We start from the raw sequence: 17,415 nt of genomic DNA, 5'->3' as shown, positions 1-17,415 counted from the left end.
CTGCAACACGTTCTAGTGTTTTCGCCGCAGCCGACGTCTCACGACGATCGGCCCGCGACCCAGTCCATGTCCGGGTAGCGGTTACCCGCGGGTCGCAGTGCGGACAACCGGCGGAGTTGATCGTCCGAGAGTGCGATCTGTAGCGCACCCAGGTTCTCGTCGAGGTACCTGACCCGCTTTGTGCCGGGAATCGGTACCACGTCGTCGCCTTGCGCCAGCAGCCACGCCAGCGCCACCTGCCCCGGTCTGGAATCGACTTCGGTTGCCACTGAGCGGATCTCGTCGACGAGTGCCAGATTGTGCTCGAGGTTGTCGGCCTGCCAGCGGGGTAGTGTCGAACGGAAATCGTCAGCGCCTACCCGGACCGCTGCTGCAGACCCTGTCAGCATCCCGCGACCGAGCGGACTGTACGGCACGACGGCCGCTCCGACCTCGCGTGCAGCGGGCACGTCGGACTCCTCGACGTCGCGGCTGAACAGCGACCACTCCGACTGCAATGCGGCGATCGGATGCACTGCGGCAGCACGCCGCAGTGTGTCGGCATTGGCTTCACTGAGTCCGATCTCGCGCACCTTTCCTGCCGCAACCAACTCGGCCATCGCACCGACGGTCTCCTCGATCGGGCGCGTCGGGTCGACTCGATGCAGGTAGTAGAGATCGATGACGTCGACGCCCAGCCGCAGCAGCGACGCGTCGACCGCTGCGCGGACGTACTCCGGCGATCCGTCGACCCGCCCTGTCGGATAACCCGTCTCGGGGTCGACGACGATGCCGAACTTGGTGGCCAGCACGATCTCGTCGCGCCGATCGGCGAGCACTGTGGACAGCAGTCGTTCGTTGGCGCCGCTGCCGTAGATGTCGGCGGTGTCGAGCAGGTTGACCCCGACGTCGAGTGCGTGGTGCAGCGTCGCGGTGGCCTCGTCCTGGTCTGCCTCGCCGTAAGCGAAACTCATTCCCATGCAGCCCAATCCGAGAGGCGAGACCTCCAGCGAGCCGATTCGTCGACGAGCGGCATGGTCGGTGATGACGGGGTCGGTGGGTGCAGTCATGGTTGTGTCCTTCCGCCGTAGGTGGCGATCTTGTACTCGGTTGCTGCGAGGGAGAGTGTGAGCTCGGCGATCTGCCGTCTTATCGTGTCGCGGTGCTCGAGGAGCATCTCGAGCCGTTCGGGAACGGTCTCGTCACCTTCGTCGACCAACGCAACGTAGTGCTGTAGATCTCGAATAGCCATGCCCGACAGTCGCATCCGTGTGAGGAACACAAGGCGGCGCATTGCCTCGTCGTCGTAGACCCGGTTGCCCGCGCCGTCCCGCGGCACCGTGACCAGTCCTATCCGCTCGTAGTAGCGCAGCGTGTGAGCCGAGACGTCGAGCATGTCTGCGGCCTGCGCCACCGTCAGCGGCTCATCGATCTCGTCGAGCTCGACAAGTCGGTGGATGACCTCGACCGACAGCGGTCCGTCGAGTTCGTTGAGCGCAGCCAACGCCTTGCCCATGAGGTGATCGGTACTCATGCCAGCAACGCTAGGCCTTCGAGCGCGCTCTAACGCAAGACCCGATCCACGATCTCCTCGACGATCGCCTCCAGCGGCATCGTCGCGTCGAGCGTTATCCCCGGCTCGTCCGGTCCCAGCGGCTCGAGGTCGGCGAACTGCGAATCGACGAGCGTGGCAGGCATGAAGTGTCCGTGTCGTGCCCGTACACGGGCGGCGACGACGTCGTGCTCGACGGATAGCATCACGAAGCGGACGTCGGAAGCGAAGGCGCGCAACCGGTCCCGATAGCCATGGCGCAGCGCAGAGCATGCGCACACACCGCCCTCGTGGTGTTCGAGCCACACACCCACCGTGTCGAGCCAGGGCATTCGATCGCTGTCGGTCAGCGGATGTCCCGCGGCCATCTTGGCGATGTTCACAGGCGGGTGCAGATCGTCGGCGTCGACGAACGGAGCGTCGAGACGAGCCGCGAGTGCCGCGCCGACCGTACTCTTGCCACACCCCGACACCCCGCACACGACGATCGGTGTCCGACGCCCCGGCGGTGGTGCGTCCCGCTCAGTAATCGCGACCCGCTGCAACGGTCGACACGAGCTCGTCCCCGTCGCGGAACCTGCGGATGTTCTCCGCGATCCACGGGGCGAGTTCACGCGTCAGGCCCGACGCCGGGTTGGCGATGTGCGGCGTGATGATCACATTCGAGAGCGACCACAGCGGATCGTTCCGTGCGGGCGGTTCGGGATCGGTCACATCGAGTGCCGCACCTGCGATCTCATGCCCCTTCAGCGCCCAGTACAGCGCCTGCTGGTCGACGAGCGGCCCACGCGCGACATTGACCACCCAGGAATGAGAAGGCAACTGCGCCAGCACCTTCCCGTTGATCAGGTGATGGGTCTCCGGTGTCGACGGTGCGGCGAGGATCACGTGATCACACGCCGACCACACCTCATCCATCCGCTTCGACGGCAGCGTACGCTCGGCACCGTCGACCTCACGGCCCGAGTGGTTGACCGCGAGAACCGAAGCGCCGCAGGCCTTCAGGCGCGGAATCAGTGATCGCCCGATACCGCCCGCGCCGATGATGGCGACGGTGGAGCCACGCAGTGTGCGCACGGCGGGATCGATGTGGTCCTTGTCCCAACCCCACCGCACCGAGGTGTTGATCTGGCGCAGTCCTGCGAGCAGCAGGGCAAGAGCGTGCTCGGCGACGTTCTCCGCATAGAAGCCGGAGGCGTTGGTCCACACACGCTTGTCGTCGAGAACGCCCGCGGACACGAACTCTTCGATCCCCGCGGTCTTGAGCGCCACCCACTCGATGGCGTCGGGGAGGTCGGGAAACCCAGCGGCACCGCCGAGCCAGACGAGCACCCGTGCGTCGTCCAGGTCGGTCAGCGTTGCGCCCGCATCCTCGAGCGCGTCGGTGATGTATCGATCCGGCTCGGGAAGGACGGCAACGGCAAGAGCCGAATCATCATGTGTCTGCGTCGAAGTCATCACTCACGTCCAGCCAGCTTCTTCGCCGCGGATGTCGCCAGCGTGTCCGCGATCTCGTTGTAGTGGTCTCCCGCATGGCCCTTCACCCATTTCCAGGTCACCTGATGCACCTTCTCCTCCTCGATCAGGCGGCGCCACAGGTCGGCATTCTTGACGGGTTTCTTGTCTGCGGTTTTCCATCCGTTTCGCTGCCAGCCACTCACCCATTTGGTGATCCCGTTGCGGACGTAGCTCGAATCGGTATAGAGCACGACTGTCGATGGCTTCGTGAGGGCGGCGAGCCCCTCGATGGCTGCGGTCAGCTCCATCTTGTTGTTCGTGGTGTCGGCCTCGGCGCCGGAGATCTGCTTCTCGTGACCGCGGTAGCGCAGCACAGCACCCCAACCACCCGGCCCGGGGTTGCCGAGGCACGCGCCGTCGGTGGAGATCTCGACGACCTCCGCCGCGGGCGATGTGGGCGTCACCAGTGCACTGTCACCGTCGTTCACGAGAGTCTCTGACACTCCTCTGAGGTTACCCACTGCCATGATCGGTGTGAATTGCATAGAGTTGAGGTATGCCGGTTTGGGATCCGAGTCGATACCTACAATTCTCCGACGCTCGTGCCCGCCCCTTCCTCGATCTGATCGCCGAAGTGCCAACGAATCCGTCGACCATCGTCGACCTCGGGTGTGGCCCGGGGCAGCACACCAAGCATCTCCGCGAGCGATGGCCCGAAGCGCTGGTCCTCGGTATCGACGCGTCGACCGAGATGATCGCCGAGGCGATCCGCGAGAACATGGATGGGCTGGCCAATTACGACGTCGCCGACCTCACCGAGTGGACACCACCAGAACCCGTCGACCTGTTCCTGTCGAATGCGGTTTTCCAGTGGGTTCCCGACCAGGAGGTCGCGATCGAGCGACTGCTCCCCCACCTCAACGACGGTGGCGCGTTCGCCATCCAGGTCCCCAACAACACCGGTGCCGCCACCTACCGCAGCCTCAACGAACTCGCCGAGGAGGAGCCGTACGCGAAGTACTGCGGCGACGTCCGGCGGTTGCCGTGGCTCGCACCCGACTTCTACCTCAACTTCTTCGCCGAGCGCGGCTACGAGGTCAACGCCTGGGAATCGACGTACCTGCACGTCCTCAAGGACAAGGGCGAGGACCCGGTGTTCGACTGGATCTCCGGAACCGGCGCCCGCCCCTTCCTCGAAGCCCTGCCCGATGAATTGCGCGACGAATTCGGTCAGGAGCTCAAGCGTCGTCTGCGCGCGGCCTACCCCGCCCGCGAGTGGGGCACCGTGCTGCCCTATCGACGCACCTTCGCCGTCGCCGTCCTGCCCCGCTGATCGAGCGACTCGAGGTCACCCGCTCGTCGGTCGTACGCCGCTGTAGACGCCCTCCGGCCGGAACCTCAACCGTTTCTCGCCGTATTCCTCGAGTGCGTGCGCGGTCCAGCCGACGATGCGTGCAAGCGCGAAGATCGTCTCTGCGGCGTCTCGGCGCATGCGATATCGCAGTGCAAGGGCGGCCAGTGCAAGGTCGGAGTTGAGAAACGTGCCGGGTTCGACCGCTTCGATCAACGCGGCAACGGCGGGCATCACCCGCGCGTCGGCGGCGTCATCCGGATCGCGCGCGTCACGCTCGCACATCAACTCCAGCAGAGTCGCGGCGCGGGGGTCACGGTGTCGGTACACCACGTGACCCGTACCTGGCACGGTGTCGTCGGCGCGTAGGTGTTCGGCGATCGCCGTGTTCGGGTCGTCGAGCGCCTCTGCGAGAAACCGGTGCGCGAGGGTGGTCGCGCCGCCGTGCATCGGCCCGTCGAACGCGCCCAGCCCCGCGCCAATGACGGCGTAGATGCTGCCTCGCGCACTCGCCGCCACGCGCGCCGCGACCGTACCGGCGGCCAGATCGTGGTCGGCGAGCAGCACGAGAGCGGCGTCGAGAAGTGAGATCCGCTCCGGGGTCGGCGGTTCGTCGGTCAGTGTCGGCCACAACCGCTCGGCGAAGCCGACGCCGTCGGGCTCCCCGGCGGGTGCCCCGACGACGACCTCGAGGATCGACGACGTCGTGCTCGCGACCGTCGCGGCGTCGATCCGGTGGCGGAGCGGGTCAAGTGCGCCGCGCAGGTCGACGGTCAGCCGGATGCGGTCGACGCCCCGGGCCGTCCGCGGCAGCGCGGCGTCGACACGTGCTTTGACGTCGGCAGGTTCCGGCGAGCGTGACGTGCGCCAGGGCTGCTCCCACAGCAGTTCTGCGACCCGTTCGAACGACGTGGTGCGCGCGAGCTCGGCGACGTCACGACCGCGGTAGTACAGGCGGTCGTCGTGCAGGTACGTGAGTTGGGTCCGGATCCGTTCGACGATGCCCGCCGGTGGTCGCGCGCGGCCGGTCGAGAGCAGCTTCTCGATCTCGTCCACCCCGAAGACGCTTCCCGCGACGCCGTCGATACGTGCACTCTCCAATCGACCGCGACTGACATACGCATACACGGTGGACACCTTGACTCCCAACACTTTTGCGACCTGCTCGGTGGTCAGATAGTCGCGGCCGTCGTGCTGGATCGGTGTCGGCCACCGGCGGCGATGAATGCGCTCCACATATTGATTGAATCAACATTGACGAGGGTCAATCAAGGGGTGATCGTTGCAGCCATGACTGCTGTGTTGATCGCGCCGCCCGGCCTCGCGAACGTCGTCGTCGCCGACACCGAGATCGGTGATGTCCGGGGTGACGAGGGTTTCTACCACTACCGGGAGTACTCCGCCGTCGAGCTCGCGCGGGCCCGCACCTTCGAAGAGGTGTGGTTTCTGTTCGTGCACGGGCATCTCCCCGACCGGGCCGAACTCGACCGCTTCGTCGCCCGGACCCGGCAACTACGGGCGATCCCGGACGAGGTCGTGGGCATCCTCGAGACGTCGGCGGTACTCGGCGGCGAGCGGCAACTGCTGACCGGTCTGCGTACCGTCATGTCTGCACTCGGGCCCGCATTGGGCGTTGCGCCACTGTGGGATTCCGACGACGAGACGCGTCGCGCCGATACGTTGCGCGCGACGGCGCTCACCCCCACGCTGCTCGCCGCGCTGTACCGCGTCCGATCCGGCGAGTCCCCGGTTACCCCACGCGCCGACCTCGGCGTCGCCGCGAACTGGCTCTTCATGATCACCGGGGAGGTACCGTCGGCCGCGCACGCGCGGGCCGTCGAGCAGTACCTGATCCTGACGATGGACCACGGGTTCAACGCCTCGACCTTCGCTGCGCGAGTGATCGCGTCCACCGGTGCCGACGTCCACGCAGCGCTGTGCGGAGCACTCGGCGCATTCTCCGGTCCGCTGCACGGCGGCGCCCCTGACCGTGCGCTTGATTCCCTCGACGAGATCGTCGCGCACGGCGATGCCCTCGAGTGGGCCCGTGAGCAGGTGGCTCAGCGTCGTCGGATCATGGGGTTCGGGCACGCCGTCTACCGCACCGAGGATCCCCGATCGTTGCTGTTGCGCGAGGTCGCGCAGGGCCTCGGCGGACCGACTGTCGACGCAGCGATCGGCGCCGAGCAGGCCATCGTCGACGCGCTGCGCGAGGCACATCCCGACCACCCCCGGTATGCCAATGTCGAGTTCTACGCCGGTGTGGTGATGGACGCCTGCGGCATCCCACGTTCGATGTTCACCCCGACCTTCGCCGTGAGCCGGACGGTCGGCTGGTGCGCCAACATTCTGGAGCAAGCCAAGAGCCGCAAGCTCATCCGCCCCGCCGCGCGCTACGTCGGGCCGCCGCCGGCTGCGCTCTGACGCGACGGCCCGCAGCCGAGCTCCACTGTTGTCCGCAACGAGCGCGTACCGTCGAGAGACAGTGGGCCCACTCCCCACGGGTCCGCGGAAGGATCGCAGCATGAGCCAGCCCGTGACACCTCCGCCCACACCGCCGACGCCGACACCTGCGCCCGAGCCGATTCCCGAGCCGCCACCCGAACCACCGATTCCGGTGCCTGAGCCCGAACCGATGCCGGGGCCGGGCCCGGATCCCTCGCCGGATCCGTTCCCGAATCCGACGCCGGACCCGTTCCCGGGACCTGCGCCGACCCCGCCCGCCCCCGATCCCGGCCCGGCCCCGCCGTCACCGCAACCTCCGGAACGACCCGTGGTCATCTGACCCGACTCGAACCCGCTCAGTCGGGACCAAAGATGCTTACCTGAGCGTCAAAGTCGGTGCGAGACTGAAGAGATGACACGCCGAGCAGTGATGATCAGAGCCATCAACGTCGGTGGTGCGCAGGTCCCGATGAAGGAGTTGCGCTCCATCGCACGTGATCTCGGAGCCACCGACGTGGCGACGTACATCGCTTCGGGCAACCTGATCTGTACGCCACCGGCGTCGTCGCACCATTTCGACCGCGCACTCGAAGCAGCGATCGAGCAGCGCTACGGGTTCTTCCGCGAAGTGATCAGTCGCTCCCGTGCCGAGTTGATCGAAGCACTGGACAGGCACCCGTTCGACATCGTCGACGACAAGTTCTCCTATGTCTACTTCCTTGTCGACTCCCCACCGGACGACCGACTGAAAGCGTTCTCGGACAAAACCTTCGGCGACGACGTGTACCAGGTCATCGGCTCCGATCTCCACATCCGCTACGCCGAGGGTGCGGGTACCTCGAAGCTGACCGCACCTGTGATCGCGCGAGGGCTCGGCGTCCAGGGCACAGGACGCAACCTGCGGACGGTGCGCAAGCTGATCGAGATGACCGCGTAGCTCACGCCAGGCAGCTCACACCCTCCCGATGGTGCTGATCATCGAGTCGATGTCGGTGCGTTGCTGGTCGGCAGGGGTCTCCCACAGCTTCTTGGGAAGCTCCTCGAGCTCGGCGATCGCAGCGTCGATCGCCTCGAGTGATCGATCACGCTCCTCCTCGGGCAACGTCGACGCCTTGATCAGTTTGTCATCGAGATCGAAGACCGCGGCGTCCAACCGATCGCGTTCGGCGACGAGTCCGGAATCATCAGCGATCCAAGGGTTTTGGTGGATATCGGCAATGGCATACCGGATTCGGCGATGCATCCGTGCCTCGCGCGACGTCGACGTCGTCCAGTCGTCAGGAGCGTGACTCGGCTGTCCGGGAATGAGGTCGTTGGAGCGGGCGAAGCGTCGAACCCGCTTGTCGGAATCGAACGCGAACCACGCGGCTCCCGCCAGAATGATCAGCGCCACCGCGATGGTCACGATGATGACTATCCACGCGACCGCGCTCATGAACCCACTCCCTGCACCCACATCTCACCCGATACGGACATACCTCGACTGTAGCCGCTCGACGGTTCCGCTCAGGCACCTTCGGCTGCCAGTGTGGCGCCCGGCGTCGGGGCACCGCGAGGTCAGTACGCGGAGCCCGGGCCTGCGCTCTCGACACCGATACCGTGATGCCGCGCCGCGACGTCGGGGTGCGCGCGGGTCCTCGACTTCCAGGCGTTCTCGCCGTATGTCGAGTACAGCGGGTTGGCGGGATCGTCGTCGACGCCGCGCGCGAGCTGCGCGAGGTCCGGCGGCAACGCGAGTGTCGGGACCGTGGCGTCGAGTGCGGGGTTGAGGAAGTAGGGGATCGAGATCCTGTCGGTTCCCGGTGCAGGCGCAAGGACTCGGTGCCGTGTGGCCCGGAGGAATCCGCCCGTCGCCACCTCGAGCAACTCGCCGATGTTCACGATGAACGCTCCGTCGAGCGGCGGGGCATCGATCCACTCGTCCGGTCCCGATTCCACCTGCAGCCCTGCGGAACCGGGCTCGACGAGGAGGAGCGTCAGCACTCCCGAATCCTTGTGTGCACCAACACCTTGCGCGGTCGTGTCGGTGCCGGGGTAGCGCACGACCTTGATCAGGGTGGCAGGCGCCGCGGCAAACGCGTCGTCGAAGATGTCGCGCGCACCGGTGAGGGCATGCGCCCAGTGCCGCAACAGTCGCAGTCCGACCTCCGACAGCGCCGCGTCCCACTTCTCGAATGCGGGTCGCAGTTCGGGCAGCGCCGATGGCCACAGGTTCGGCCCCTGCAGATTCCAATAGCCCTCGGCGTCGTCGATGACCTCGCGCTCGGGTCCGATGTCGATCTGCTCTCGCCAGTCGATCTCGGAGTTGGTGAGTTCGCCACCGAGTCGCGAGTAACCGCGGAACTGTGGACTCTTCAGCTGGCTTATCTCGTCCTTCGCAGTGGCCGGCAGTGCGAAGAACCGTCGTGCCAGGACCAGGATCTCGTCGATCTGTTGCTGCGGCACACCGTGTCCGACGAGGTAGAAGAAGCCGACCCGGTGTGCCGCGTCGAGAAGTGCTGATTCGAACTCGACGGGATCGGAGGCTGCCGTCGAGAGGTCGATGATCGGAAGGCCCATCACACCATTATCTACCTGGCACTATCGGACCCCGGAAGCTATCCCTTCGCGCTGTGTCCGCCGACCGCCGCCACCGCGGCAGAGTTGACGCGCGTGAGTGCACGATGTAGCTCCTCGAGATCGGTCACCTCGACGCCCAGTGCGTCGACGACCGATCCCGGAATCGTCAGCGCCTTCTCCCGAAGGGCGCGCCCCGCCTCGGTGAGTGCGACGTCGACGTTGCGCTCATCGTCTCCACGTCGACACCGCACGATCAGCTCGGCGGTCTCGAGTCGTTTGAGCAGAGGAGAAAGTGTCGCGGAGTCGAGTTGCAGCGCGGCGCCGATGTCCTTGACCGCCATCGGCTCGGATTCCCAGAGCGCGAGCATCACCAGATACTGCGGATGGGTGAGCCCGAGGGGCTCGAGGAGTCTGCGGTAGATACGGAGCACGGATCGATTGGCGACAGCCAACGCGAAACAGACCTGCCGCTCGAGGAGTAGCGGATTGATGTCTGTGTCCTGCGACGTCACCCATCCAGTGTGTCATATTCAATCGTTCGCGATCGATTGGTCGGTCGGCTGTCTCAGGCTGCGGCCGCGGCCCCACCGGGGTCGGGTTTCGACGGTTTACCGGCAACCAGGTCGGCGAGTTCGAGACCGTATCTGCCGAATCGGGCGTCGAAGTGCGCGGCCCGGTATTCCGCACGGTGCTGTTTGTCGCTCGAGTAGTGTCGGCGCGCCCAGCGCGATCCCGGCCGTGCGAGGCGAACAGCACCGATCCACGCGATGGGCGCGATGTAGGCGCCGATCACGGCGGTCGAGTACTTGCCTTTCGCCACGCAGATCAGCAACGCCCAGACGTGGACGACGAGGATCGCGAGCAATGCGACGTGTCCGAACCCGATCCGCGTGCCCCCCTCGTCGGAGGTGAGCGGAGTCAATCCCAGCGCGAGGAGTCCCAGCGCCGCAACCGTCAACAACACCACCTGTACCGACAGTTGTCCCTCCGCGGACCAGTAGACGTCCTGCATGTGCAGGATCAGCGCGAACTCGTCGAGCACCAACGACGCCCCGATGCCGATCAGGACTGCCGCGATCTCACCCGCGGGCGACGAGCCGTCGGCCGCAACGGAGGTGACCGCCCCGATGATCAGCAGGATGATGCCGGGGACCGCGTGATGGATGTGCACCCCGCCGGAGACGTTGTTGCGAAACGGGCCCTTGCCCGCGCGGATGAGTCGCGTGATCGTGCGGGTGATGACGAACGTCAGCAGGAACGCGACGAACAACAACGCAAGTGGCAGTCCCGCCGGACCGTGGCTCATCGCTTCGGCGTGATCCCGGTGCGTCGTTGCTCGATCTTGAGGCAGCGATCCTCGACGTAGAGCAGGCCCGCATCCTCGGCGATCGCGCGGGCTTCCGGCGAGGTGATGCCCAACTGCAGCCAGAGTGCCCTGGCGCCCGCGGCGACGGCCTGGCGGGCGATCTCCGGGCAGTCGGCAGACGGACGGAAGACGTCGACGAATCCGACCTGCTCGGGCACGTCGGCGATGCTCGGGTAGACGGTCTCGTCGACGATGGTCGTCGCGGTCGGGTTGACGGGAATGATGCGCCAGCCCAACGCCTTCATGACGGCCGGGACCTCATTCGAGGGCTTCGCGGGGTTCGCGCTCGCGCCGACCACCGTGATCGTGTCGAAGGTACTCAGAATCTCGGCGGCCACATCGTCTGTGCTCATGCCGGTCCAGTGTAGGGATGCCCGGTGTGCGGGGTTTGCCCGTCGGCGGCATTCGCCCTGCCCGCGTCGTTGCTGCCCGCGTCGTTGGTCAGCCATGCCACGAGTGACGCTCCCACGATCGCGCACAGGAAGCCGACGACGGCGAGCCACTGCAGTCCGTCGACCGCTCTGTCGCCGAGGAACACCACACCCACGATGGCGGGCAGTCCGGTCTCGCCGACGACGAGCACCGCCGTCACCGCGTTGACCGGGCCGAGTTGTAGCGCGAGGGTCTGCACATAGAACGCGATCGCACCGGCGATCGCGATGGTCCAGGCCGCGGGGTCGGTCAGCAACGTGACGAGGTCGAACGGGCTGACGCCGTCAAGCACACGCACTGCGACGGCGAGCGCCCCGTACATGATGCCTGCGAGGGCGCCACCGAAGATGGCTCCGCGGGTGCCGAGCGCGCGCATGACGGCGACCCCGAGAACCGCCACCGCCGTCGTGATGAGGAAGAGCGCCCAGTGAAATGCCCTGTCCGCGTTCGTTGTCGCCTGTTTGGACGCCGACGCCCCGAGCACGCAGAGCGCGAACATCACCAGCAGCATCGCCGCCCAGTCCCGCGCGCGCAGCGACGTGTGCAGCATGACGGTGCCCAGGAGGGCCGTCACGATAAGGTTGCCCGCGACGATCGACTGCGCGAGGAACAACGGCAGGAATCGCGCAGCCACTGCGCCTCCGATGAAACCGAGCATCACGGTGAGCGTGCCCAGCAGGAACGTCGGATTGGCGAAGGCCGCGAGCGCACCGCCCGCTGATCCGCTGTTGCCGGATGCTCGGGCGGCGTCCTGTGCACCCATGGCGCGCAGCACGGTCGAGAGCCCGTATGCCACCGCGGCGAGACAGGCCGCGACGATACCGATGACGAACATGTCACTCATCGGGGTAGGGCTGGTGCGCTCTCCTCGGATCGCCGTAGGTGATGGCCCGCTCGCCACGCGTACCGGTGATCAGTGTGGCCGACCACGTCACCACAGCTCCCATACGATTGCGCACACCGGCGAGGAACGCCACGTGGATCACTCCCCACGCGAGCCAGCCAAGGGTTCCCGACAGTTCCAGTCGTCCACTCTGCACGATCGCATTCCGCCGCGCGATGTAGGCGGCGTTGCCGAGATCGTGGTACTTGAACGGCTTGCGTTCCGTTTGTCCTGCAACGAGATCTGCGATCACCGCCCCGACGTGGCGGCCACCCTGCATCGCCACCTCTGCGACGCCGGGCAGGTCGCGCAGCGACGAGGTGTCGCCAGCGATGAACACCTCGGGATGTCCTTCCACCGAGAGGTCGTCGCGGACGGGGATACGACCGCCGTGGTCCTGCTGCACGCCGAGCGCCTTGGCGAGCGTTCGAGCGAATGGAACGGCCTCGACACCTGCGGTCCACAGGGTCGTGCGCGCCTCGTAGGTGGTGAGCTCCCCCGACTTCTTGTCCTTGGTCTGCACGGTGTCCTCACCGACGTCGACGACGTGGACGCCGAGATGTGTCTCGACGCCGATCTTGTCGAGAGTGCGCTGCGCGCGACGCGACAGCGACGGACTGAACGAGGGCAGCACCCTGTCGGAACCGTGGAACAACAGCACCCGTGCTTCGGTCGGGTCGATCGAGTCGAACTCACGGCCGAGCGCCAGGGTCGCCAATTCGCGTATCTGCCCGGCGATTTCGACGCCGGTCGGACCCGCACCGGCCACAGCGAAGGTGAGCCAGCCCCGGCGATCCTCCGGGTCGTCGAGCGCTTCCGCTATCTCGAAGGCCCCCAATACCTGTCGCCGAATCGCGAGTGCGTCGTCGAGGGTCTTCATCCCGATCGCGTTCTCGATGGCGTCGTCGCACCCGTGGTAGGCCGTACGCATCCCGGTCCCTACGACGAGATAGTCGTAGTCGAGGCGGATCGGATTGCCGTCGGCTCCGAGCACGGTGAGAACCTTTGCCGAGACGTCGATGTCGTCGGCTTCGCCGAGCAGAACGTTGACGTTGCGCTGGCGCCGCAGGAGGTGACGCACGGGGCTGGTGATGGCACCTTCGGACAGCACGCCGGTCGCGCACTGGTAGAGCAGCGGTTGGAAAAGGTGACTTGTACCGCGGTCGACGACGGTCACCTGGACGGGTTCCTTCTTGAGCCGACGCGCCGCGTGAACCCCCGCGAACCCCGCACCGACGATCACCACACGGGGCTTGGTCGCCATCTCAGTTCTCCGATGTCCGGGAGGTGACAGCGTAGGTCGCGGCGCCGAACGCGCCGGTCACCGCGAAGACCGACCGCCAGGCCCCGATTTTCTTGGCCAGCGGGTGCGAGAGGCCGAACGCGGCGAGATACCCCGCCAGCAGGCCCGCCGCGGGACCAGGGCCCCTACGAAGCCACTGCTGCGTGCACCACGCGCCCGCGAGGCCGAGCACGACCCCGCCGAGTGGACGCTGTCCGGTGTAGCGAGCAGTGGCATACCCACCGATCAAACCGACACTTGCGACACCGACCGTGGGATCCACACGCATGCCGGTCAGCGTACCAATCGACGACGGGCAACGTGTGCGGCCGAAACGCCGCCCATCACGATTTGCTGCCACACTGGATTGCATGGGTGATCAACCCGCAATCGTCCTCGTGTCATCCGGCCACACCGACCAGTTACGTGGCGAGTTCGGCCGCTACCTCCGCGACTACCGCGTCGAGTGCGCAGAGTCGGCAGTCGGTGCGATCGTGCTGCTCGGAAGCCTGGTCGGCGACGGCGTTCCGATCGCGCAGATCGTCGTCGAGTCCGAGTTGCCGGACATGTCGGTGTTGGAAGCGCTCGGCACGTTCCGCAGCATCGTCCCGACGGCAAAACGAGTCGTGGTCATCTCGTGGGAGAACTTCGGTGCGCACTCCGCGAGCCTGCGACCGGCACTGCAGAAGGGCAAATTCGACACATTTCTACTCATGCCACGCGGTGCGCGCGACGAGGAGTTCCACTACGCGATCACCGAGATGCTCTCGGATTGGGGCGCGACGGTCGCGACGCCCGTCGTCGACTCGGTCCGGATCATCACCGACTCGCCGTCGGCGCTGACGCTCGGTATCCGGGATCTTCTCGACCGAATGGGCATGCCCAACCGCATGTACTCGCCGGACAGCCCGGAGGGGCGAGCGGCGATCGCGCTGTACGACTCCCACGATGAGCCGACGCCGTTCCCGCTCGTCCACTCGATGGCGCCGAAGCTCCATGATCGTGTCATCGCTCCGGCCGGTGTGCGCGACGTCTCGGCCTTGATCTTCGGTCGGCCGTCGGATGTCGACGAGGACGAGATCGTCGACCTCGCGATCGTCGGAGCCGGACCCGCGGGTCTGGCCGCCGCCGTGTACGGCGCGTCGGAAGGTCTGTCGACGGTGGTGGTGGAGTCGGATGTCGTTGGCGGGCAGGCTGGTACGAGCTCGATGATCCGGAACTACCTCGGCTTTCCGCGCGGAATCTCCGGTATGCGACTGGCGCAGCGCGCACGTACGCAGGCGGTCCGGTTCGGAGCGCGGTTCTACTCCGGGTGGCCGGTCGAGAAGCTCGATCTCGGCATCGACGATGCCCCGCACCGGATCTGCACGGAGGGTGGCGACGTGCTGGCCAGGAGCGTCCTGGTCGCAAGCGGTGTCGCCTATCGACGACTCGGAGTCGAGTCGTTGGAGCAACTGGTCGGCGCGGGCGTGAACTACGGTGCTGCGCTGTCGGCAGCTCGGGAGATGGACGGACGCGACATCTTCGTCGTCGGTGGCGGCAACTCGGCTGGACAAGCTGCGATTCACCTCGCACGCTACGCACGCTCGGTCACGATCATCGTGCGTCGCGCGGACCTCTCGGAGACGATGTCGCAGTATCTGATCGGCGAGATCGCCTACCATCCACGCATCAGCGTGCGCGGTACCACCGAAGTCGTCGACGGTGGTGGTGACGGACAACTCGAATGGCTCGAGTTGTGCGACACCGTTTCTCGCGCAACAGAGCGAGTCGGCGCAGGTGGGCTCTTCCTGCTCATCGGGGCTGAGCCGCATTGCGAGTGGCTGCCCGACGCCGTGGCACGCGACGAGCGCGGATTCGTATTGACCGGTCGTGACGTGCCCAGGGCCCGGTGGCACGGTGAGCTGCCGCCCGCGAACCTCGCGACCAGCGCGCCAGGGGTTTTCGCCGCGGGTGACATCCGGGCACAGTCGATGAAGCGCGTCGCCGCGGCCAGCGGGGAAGGCGCGAGCGCTGTGCCGATGGTGCACGCATGGCTCGCAGCGAAGAGGACGCCCGCAGCCGGCCCCGGCGACTAAACCGATCGTTGGTTGCTGTCGTCCAGGTCGTCCAGGAACTCCGCCACACGTGGCCAGGTCTGCGTGGCTGCGGCGTCGCCCGCGATCAGACCGAGGTGACTCGCCTCCACGGTCATGAAGTGGACATCGGCGGAGCCACTGAGCAATTCGACGCCGTGGTGCGCCGACTGCCAGCTCGCGATCGCGTCACGATGACTACCGAAGAGCTGAACGGGTTTCGCGATCGTCGTGATGTCGACGATGCGGCCGTCGAAATCAACCGCACCCGAGGCCAATTCGTCGCGGTAGACGAAGTTGCGCCACATCTGCATCGACACCTTGCCCGCGTATCCGGGCATGGAGTTCTGAAAGCGATCGATGACCTGCATGCGGGCGAGCGCTTCGGTGTCGTCGGCGTTGCGCATGATGTACGCGGGCTTCTTGAGCTCGCGGTCGGCGGCCAACGCACGGTAGGCGACGCGCACCAATGGTGCCGGGATGCCGCCCATCACCGACAGCGCAGCCGTGACCGGTACCCCGCCGACAGGTTTCATGACCTGCTTGACGAGGGGGTAGGGGGTCACGGCGTCGTAGTCGAGGGGCGTGCCGATTGCGGTGATCGAGCGTATCGGGAGTTCCGGGTGCGCAGCCGCCATCAGCAACGAGACCGTGCCGCCGAGGCTCCACGCCGCGATGTCCGCCTGCGAGTGGGCGTAATCGGCGAGCACACGGTCGAGAGCCTGCGGGACGATGTCGTCGAAGTAGGTCTCGAAGCCGACGTGCCTGTGTTGCTGACCCACGTCGCCGAAATCGACGACGTACGGAATACGTCCGATCGAGAGCAGGTACTCGACGGCCGACTGTCCCGGTCCGAGGTCGTAGCAGCGTGCGGGCACCGCCAGTGGCGGGACGAGCAGGATCGGGGGCTTTCCCGAGGCGCGCGCGGCCTGCAGCTGTTCGTGCGACCCGTAGCGGCGCAGCGTGCGCTGCGGGTCGTCGAAGAGGACGACGTGTGGTGTCTGGACGTCGGGCGCGACCTGATGCCCGGCCAACAGGCGCGCCAGTGTCTGCACCCGCTTCCACCGTGACGCGGCCATCTGCTCTCCTTCGTTCCGATGATCGAAGAGCAATCTACGTGACGGCGCTGACGGCATACTCGTCGGTGTGGAGGCAACAGAATCAGGCGTCGTGGCCGTCGTGGGAACGTTGAATCTCGACCTTGTGGTCACGCTCGCCCGCAGACCGGCCGTTGGTGAGACCGTACTCGGGCGAACACTCACCGAACGACCGGGCGGCAAGGGCGCCAACCAGGCGCGCGCGGCTGCCGCGGTGTGCACCACCGCACTCGTCGGCGCCACGGGCACCGACGCCGCAGGCGACCGGATGGTCTCCGACCTCGCCGCTGCGGGTGTCGACGTGACGTATGTGCGCAGGGCGTCTGATACCAGCGGACATGCCGTGATCGAGGTCGACGACAGTGGCGACAACAGCATCATCGTGATCTCCGGGGCCAACGGCCGGCTGACCGCCGACGACGTCGTATCGGCACTCGACGCCCTCCGGCCGACTGTTGTGATGACCCAGCTCGAATCGCCCCGGGAGGCCACCGAAGCGACTGCGAAGTGGTGCCACGCCAATGGGATTCGGTTCCTACTCAATCCCAGCCCCACAGCGCACCTCGGCCCGTCGATCCTCTCCGGCGCCGACCCGCTGATCGTCAACCAGATCGAGGCGGCGTACTACGCCGAGGCGTCGGAGGACGCCGAACCCACAGAGCTGGCGCGAGCGCTGTTGAGCATGAGTCGATCCGCGATCATCACGCGAGGTGGCGACGACGTGGTCGTGGCCACTCGTGAGTCATTCGACATCCTCGACGTGCCGAAGGTCGACGTGGTGGACACGACCGGCGCAGGCGACGTCTTCGCGGGGACTCTCGCCGCCCATCTCGCCGGTGGGACAACACTTCTCGACGCCGCCCGGTCAGCGACCAGGGCGTCGGCCGATCACGTCGCCGCGAAGTGATGGGGTGTGGTCGAGTGCGGGACGCACGA

At 66.5% G+C, this 17,415-nt stretch carries 21 protein-coding genes; 6 read left to right on the top strand and 15 right to left on the bottom strand.

All coding sequences use genetic code 11. From position 1 onward, the window contains the following. Positions 1 to 38: 38 nt before the first annotated feature. The 5 genes from LK459_RS10550 to rnhA are packed head-to-tail and all read right to left on the bottom strand — an operon-like array spanning position 39 to position 3,477. Positions 39 to 1,049: an aldo/keto reductase gene (locus LK459_RS10550; RefSeq protein WP_227923245.1), complete on the bottom strand. Its 1,011-nt coding sequence runs from the start codon at positions 1,047 to 1,049 to the stop codon at positions 39 to 41. Next, a complete protein-coding gene (locus LK459_RS10545) occupies positions 1,046 to 1,513 on the bottom strand; it encodes a MerR family transcriptional regulator (protein ID WP_227923243.1) in 468 nt (155 codons plus the stop codon). The genes LK459_RS10550 and LK459_RS10545 overlap by 4 nt, the downstream gene beginning before the upstream one ends. Before the next feature lie 29 nt (positions 1,514 to 1,542). After that, positions 1,543 to 2,013, bottom strand: coding sequence for a gluconokinase (locus LK459_RS10540; protein ID WP_227923241.1), 471 nt, complete (start codon positions 2,011 to 2,013; stop codon positions 1,543 to 1,545). A gap of 40 nt (positions 2,014 to 2,053) precedes the next feature. Continuing rightward, complete coding sequence (locus tag LK459_RS10535) at positions 2,054 to 2,989, bottom strand: D-isomer specific 2-hydroxyacid dehydrogenase family protein (RefSeq protein ID WP_007241073.1); 936 nt, start codon at positions 2,987 to 2,989, stop codon at positions 2,054 to 2,056. Further along, a complete protein-coding gene (gene rnhA, locus LK459_RS10530; protein WP_007241074.1) occupies positions 2,989 to 3,477 on the bottom strand; it encodes a ribonuclease HI in 489 nt (162 codons plus the stop codon). Before rnhA ends, LK459_RS10535 begins: the two co-directional genes overlap by 1 nt. Positions 3,478 to 3,545: 68 nt before the next feature. Between rnhA and LK459_RS10525 the strand changes: the two genes are divergently transcribed. After that, complete coding sequence (locus LK459_RS10525; RefSeq protein WP_007241075.1) at positions 3,546 to 4,322, top strand: methyltransferase domain-containing protein; 777 nt, start codon at positions 3,546 to 3,548, stop codon at positions 4,320 to 4,322. Positions 4,323 to 4,337: 15 nt separating this feature from the next. Here LK459_RS10525 and LK459_RS10520 read toward each other — a convergent pair whose 3' ends face one another. Further along, positions 4,338 to 5,576, bottom strand: coding sequence for a citrate synthase (locus LK459_RS10520; protein ID WP_227923239.1), 1,239 nt, complete (start codon positions 5,574 to 5,576; stop codon positions 4,338 to 4,340). A gap of 54 nt (positions 5,577 to 5,630) precedes the next feature. Here LK459_RS10520 and LK459_RS10515 point away from each other — a divergent pair, with 54 nt between their 5' ends. From LK459_RS10515 to LK459_RS10505, 3 genes are all read left to right on the top strand, one after another. Continuing rightward, on the top strand, positions 5,631 to 6,764 hold the full coding sequence (locus LK459_RS10515) for a citrate/2-methylcitrate synthase (protein ID WP_227923237.1): 1,134 nt from the start codon (positions 5,631 to 5,633) through the stop codon (positions 6,762 to 6,764). 100 nt (positions 6,765 to 6,864) lie between these two features. Continuing rightward, a complete protein-coding gene (locus LK459_RS10510) occupies positions 6,865 to 7,125 on the top strand; it encodes a hypothetical protein (RefSeq protein ID WP_138985371.1) in 261 nt (86 codons plus the stop codon). A 72-nt stretch (positions 7,126 to 7,197) separates the two neighbouring features. Then, complete coding sequence (locus LK459_RS10505; protein ID WP_227923235.1) at positions 7,198 to 7,722, top strand: DUF1697 domain-containing protein; 525 nt, start codon at positions 7,198 to 7,200, stop codon at positions 7,720 to 7,722. A gap of 15 nt (positions 7,723 to 7,737) precedes the next feature. On the opposite strand, the gene LK459_RS10500 is transcribed toward LK459_RS10505, so the two are convergent. From LK459_RS10500 to LK459_RS10465, 8 genes are all read right to left on the bottom strand, one after another. Next, entirely contained in the window at positions 7,738 to 8,220 is a 483-nt protein-coding gene (locus tag LK459_RS10500) for a hypothetical protein (protein WP_007241079.1), read from the bottom strand. 122 nt (positions 8,221 to 8,342) lie between these two features. After that, entirely contained in the window at positions 8,343 to 9,344 is a 1,002-nt protein-coding gene (locus LK459_RS10495; protein ID WP_227923233.1) for an isopenicillin N synthase family dioxygenase, read from the bottom strand. A gap of 38 nt (positions 9,345 to 9,382) precedes the next feature. Then, positions 9,383 to 9,856, bottom strand: a complete 474-nt coding sequence (locus LK459_RS10490) for a MarR family winged helix-turn-helix transcriptional regulator (protein ID WP_007241081.1) — start codon at positions 9,854 to 9,856, stop codon at positions 9,383 to 9,385. 53 nt (positions 9,857 to 9,909) lie between these two features. Beyond that, positions 9,910 to 10,650, bottom strand: coding sequence for a hypothetical protein (locus tag LK459_RS10485; protein ID WP_227923232.1), 741 nt, complete (start codon positions 10,648 to 10,650; stop codon positions 9,910 to 9,912). Beyond that, entirely contained in the window at positions 10,647 to 11,063 is a 417-nt protein-coding gene (locus LK459_RS10480; protein ID WP_227923230.1) for a CoA-binding protein, read from the bottom strand. The genes LK459_RS10485 and LK459_RS10480 overlap by 4 nt, the downstream gene beginning before the upstream one ends. Further along, on the bottom strand, positions 11,060 to 11,977 hold the full coding sequence (locus tag LK459_RS10475) for a hypothetical protein (RefSeq protein WP_227923680.1): 918 nt from the start codon (positions 11,975 to 11,977) through the stop codon (positions 11,060 to 11,062). The genes LK459_RS10480 and LK459_RS10475 overlap by 4 nt, the downstream gene beginning before the upstream one ends. A 1-nt stretch (position 11,978) precedes the next feature. Next, positions 11,979 to 13,289 (bottom strand): NAD(P)/FAD-dependent oxidoreductase, encoded by a 1,311-nt coding sequence (locus LK459_RS10470; RefSeq protein ID WP_007241085.1) that lies wholly within the window; start codon positions 13,287 to 13,289, stop codon positions 11,979 to 11,981. Between the two features lies 1 nt (position 13,290). Further along, positions 13,291 to 13,596 (bottom strand): hypothetical protein, encoded by a 306-nt coding sequence (locus LK459_RS10465; RefSeq protein ID WP_007241086.1) that lies wholly within the window; start codon positions 13,594 to 13,596, stop codon positions 13,291 to 13,293. A gap of 82 nt (positions 13,597 to 13,678) precedes the next feature. Here LK459_RS10465 and LK459_RS10460 point away from each other — a divergent pair, with 82 nt between their 5' ends. Then, entirely contained in the window at positions 13,679 to 15,385 is a 1,707-nt protein-coding gene (locus LK459_RS10460; RefSeq protein ID WP_227923228.1) for an FAD-dependent oxidoreductase, read from the top strand. On the opposite strand, the gene LK459_RS10455 is transcribed toward LK459_RS10460, so the two are convergent. After that, on the bottom strand, positions 15,382 to 16,461 hold the full coding sequence (locus LK459_RS10455) for an alpha/beta hydrolase (protein ID WP_227923224.1): 1,080 nt from the start codon (positions 16,459 to 16,461) through the stop codon (positions 15,382 to 15,384). The genes LK459_RS10460 and LK459_RS10455 overlap by 4 nt on opposite strands. Before the next feature lie 91 nt (positions 16,462 to 16,552). On the opposite strand from LK459_RS10455, the gene LK459_RS10450 reads away from it, so the two are divergent. Continuing rightward, a complete protein-coding gene (locus LK459_RS10450) occupies positions 16,553 to 17,386 on the top strand; it encodes a ribokinase (protein ID WP_227923678.1) in 834 nt (277 codons plus the stop codon). Positions 17,387 to 17,415 lie beyond the last annotated feature (29 nt).

The organism is Gordonia otitidis, from assembly GCF_020735545.1.
In the GTDB taxonomy this organism is placed as follows: Bacteria; Actinomycetota; Actinomycetes; order Mycobacteriales; family Mycobacteriaceae; genus Gordonia; species Gordonia otitidis.
Note: the sequence above shows the minus strand (reverse complement) of the source record. Positions and strands in the feature narration are given on the sequence as shown.